Here is a 3,427-nt window from a genome sequence, read left to right on the forward strand (position 1 = left end):
TCCCCACACCCCACACCCCACCTCCCCAATTCATAATTCATAATTCATAATTCATAATTCCCAATTAACGAATCGGTTTAGCTAAATCACCGATTTTAAAACCATTACCGGTAATGATGCGACCGACGCTAGATTGACCATCAGCTTCGACAATTTCGAGAGTGCCAATCGGTTGAGTAATCTGACGGATAACCTTACCCGTTTGCGGATCCTTGACCGTTTGAGTCGTCCTTTCGATGGAAATGCGTAAACCAACACGATAACCCTCTCCCGTACCTTTATTGAGAATTACTTGATTTCCCGCCACGGCAGCCACTAAAGCGGTGACAGTCGGGAGCGAGCGAGGTGTAGCGGCGATTTGGTCGGCTTTATTATTGAGATTATCTACCACCTGCGCCACTGCCTTATCGGTGGCAATACTGAGTAATTTCCCTTCGTTGGAGGTTTGGGAACCACCCCCAACTCCTAAAACCACGGTTGAACCATCGGATTGATTGGCACTACCATCTCCCTGAGCAGTGGTAATAATTTCGGCCGTGGTGGTATTAATTGCCCGGACATTTAACTTGACAAAAGCATCGGTTTCTGTCTTGGCGGTGCTAAAAATAATAAACGAGCCACCGGATTGTTTTTTTTGTAAATCGAATTGGGTAATCGAACCGATAATCACCACGTCCACCCCCAAAATTTGCCCGATTTGAGCGGCGGTAGCGGCATCTACCCGTCCCGAAGCTCCCAAATTCTGTTCTCTGAGGACAGCATCAATGCGACTGCGCTCAATGACTGTATAGCGACCACTTTCCACCAATCTATTGACGAGAATATCACTGACACCACTGGCTCCACCATTGAGAAATGTTAACCATTGGGGATTACTGAGACCGCTATAATCGAAGTCTAAAACCGCTACGCGCACCTTTTCGCTTTTTTGGGCTAAGAGTAACGGTAAATTGTTAGAGGTAGCTTGGGAGAAAACCGGTGCGTTGAAGCTAAAACCCAAACTAGAAGCGACTCCCACAAGGGTGATTAGGGCAGAAAAACCACGGATACTATCTCGATCGAACATGATAAGGGGTTCTCCAGTCAAATAGAATATAGATCATAATCATCTCAAAATTACTCTAACTATCGAGAGCGAGAATTTTGAATAGCCGTAATTAGACCTCTCACTTCCTCGGTTCCCTCGGAAGCTTCAAAGGAAGTGGGAAATTTACCCTTAGCAATCATCCGCAATCCCAGGGGGGCAATACTTAATAAACCCTGTAAATCGCGCCAATAATTGCCCAGCACATAGAGGCCGAATTGGCGTTCATCCACCCATCCCCCTGCTTTGACTAATTCCACTAAAACTTTCCGGTGACGAATGGGACGACTACTAGCGGCCGACTTGCGAGCGAGTATTTCCTGTTTAATTTTACCGATCTGATCCATAGGAGCCACTTCCATAGGACAAACCGCATTACAGAAATAGCAACGGGTACAACCCCAAACCCCTGCGGTGCCTTGGTTATAAAGTTCTAGGCGACCTTCTTGATTACCATCGCGGGAATCTGCTAGGGTGCGCTGCGCTTTTGCTAAAGCGTGGGGCCCGACAAAATCGGGATTGACTTGCTTGGCGTTACATTCCGAATAACAGGCCCCGCACATAATGCAGTTACCCATCTGATTGAGATTGGCTCTTTCTTCTGGAGTTTGCAGAAATTCTCGTTCGGGAATGGTGCGTGCTTGACTACTAATATAAGGTTCAACTCTTTCTAAATCGTCCCAAAACGGTTGCATATTGACGATTAAATCCCGGATAATCGGTAAATTCCCCAGGGGTGCGATCGTGATTTCGGGAATTTCTCCGGCATCTTTTTGGCTACAATGGTTTAATTCACTGGCGATATTTTGTTGACAAGCCAAGGCCGAACGACCGTTAATTTTCATGGCACAGCTGCCACAAATTGTATTGCGGCAATTTTTACGAAAGGCCAAAGTTCCATCAAGTTCCCATTTGATGCGATTAAGGCAGTCGAGAATTGTATTTCCGGCCTCCACCTCTAGGGTAAAATTTTCTAGGTAGGGGGTGTCGTTGGGTCGTTGACGCAGAATTTTAAAAGAAACTTCCATACTCGGCACGGGGATGAGGGACTCCTAATACTCAGGATAATCGATGTTAACGGGCTAAGGGGGAGCTAGTAATGGTAATTAATCCTTAAGATTTTCCCCGGTCGGTTGAGCCAAGGGGTGGGTATCTAGGCCTAATGATAGATGGGTAAGTCGCTCGAAAACAGTTTAATCACCCCGGATTTACTGCTCTGGATCATTAGTTTTTTGCCAACTCCAACCACAAGTATAGTTTCTCAATTCCTTGCTAGGTATAGCTTAAACGGTTTTATGTCCTCACTTTCTCCCTCCTGTTTTCCTCGCACCCGACCAAAAATTGCCAGAGTCTTGGCCAAAAATTTCCTCTCCCCCACAAGCTTTACACTTACTACCTAGTCCGGGGTCTTCTTAGCACGATTGTCATCACCGAACCATCAGTTTTAAAAAATTTATTATTCTCCTCTAGACATTTTTGGCGAGATTTTTGGTATGATTAATTTGTCAGTGTAAACTTAATTGACAGTCAGTCAAAAATCAAGGAACATTAAAAAGTACCATGAGTGACATCTCTCCTACTCCCCTAACCGGGAAAGCTCTACTACAAAAAGTCAAAGAGTTATCCCACTTACCCCGTCGCGAAACAGCAAAACGTTGTGGTTACTACTCTCAAAGTAAAGATGGCCAAGTTCGAGTCAATTTAACCGACTTTTACGATGCTGTTTTAGGTGCAAAAGGGGTTCCCCTCGATCCCGAAGGCACTAAAGATGGCCGCGGCCGCGAACCCACTTTCCGGGTTAGTGTCCACAAAAATGGTCAAATCGTCATCGGTTCCACCTATACCGAACAAATGAACTTGCAGCCCGGCGATGAGTTTGAAATCAAACTTGGCTACAAGCACATCCACCTCAAACAAACGGAATCAGAAGAATCGGTAGAAGCTTAAATAGGTTACGGAGTAGGGATAAGGATAAAAAAAATCGGCAGTCAAAAGGGCTAGTTTTGACAAGACCGACCGAAAAGACAATATAGATTCTTACCCCTAATTCTAACCCCTGACCGCCTCTTTTATCAACTTGAGGGGTTTTCCTTAAGCACTTTTTCTTCTTTTTCGCAACCCCCTAGGGATGGATTTTTGTTGGAGCTAGGCTTTACCAGAGCAAAGTTCCACAGTTATCCTATGCCTAGGGGGTTTGTTGTTTTAGCCATCAGGAGACAGTATTCAGGAGACAGGAGACAGGAGTCAGGAGTCAGGAGTCAGGAGTCAGGAGTCAGGAGACAGGAGATAGGAGTCAGGAGACAGGAGATAGGAGTCAGGAGTCAGCTTTATTCTCCCCACACC

At 45.6% G+C, this 3,427-nt stretch carries 3 protein-coding genes; 1 reads left to right on the forward strand and 2 read right to left on the reverse strand.

Annotated features, from left to right (window positions below):
* Positions 1-64: 64 nt before the first annotated feature.
* Complete coding sequence (locus IQ234_RS20275) at positions 65-1,066, reverse strand: CsgG/HfaB family protein (protein WP_193958396.1); 1,002 nt, start codon at positions 1,064-1,066, stop codon at positions 65-67.
* A 59-nt stretch (positions 1,067-1,125) separates the two neighbouring features.
* Positions 1,126-2,112: a succinate dehydrogenase/fumarate reductase iron-sulfur subunit gene (locus IQ234_RS20280; RefSeq protein WP_193958397.1), complete on the reverse strand. Its 987-nt coding sequence runs from the start codon at positions 2,110-2,112 to the stop codon at positions 1,126-1,128.
* A 532-nt stretch (positions 2,113-2,644) separates the two neighbouring features.
* Here IQ234_RS20280 and IQ234_RS20285 point away from each other — a divergent pair.
* Positions 2,645-3,031: an AbrB family transcriptional regulator gene (locus IQ234_RS20285; RefSeq protein ID WP_002765913.1), complete on the forward strand. Its 387-nt coding sequence runs from the start codon at positions 2,645-2,647 to the stop codon at positions 3,029-3,031.
* The last annotated feature ends 396 nt before the right edge of the window (positions 3,032-3,427 follow it).

The sequence above is a fragment of the Microcystis aeruginosa LEGE 91341 genome (genome assembly GCF_015206885.1).
GTDB classification, from domain to species: domain Bacteria; phylum Cyanobacteriota; class Cyanobacteriia; order Cyanobacteriales; family Microcystaceae; genus Microcystis; species Microcystis aeruginosa_H.

Coding starts and splice junctions, on each gene's coding strand:
- IQ234_RS20275 (WP_193958396.1), bottom strand. CDS start 1,066: ATGTTCGATCGAGATAGTATCCGTGGTTTTTCTGCCCTAATCACCCTT.
- IQ234_RS20280 (WP_193958397.1), bottom strand. CDS start 2,112: ATGGAAGTTTCTTTTAAAATTCTGCGTCAACGACCCAACGACACCCCC.
- IQ234_RS20285 (WP_002765913.1), top strand. CDS start 2,645: ATGAGTGACATCTCTCCTACTCCCCTAACCGGGAAAGCTCTACTACAA.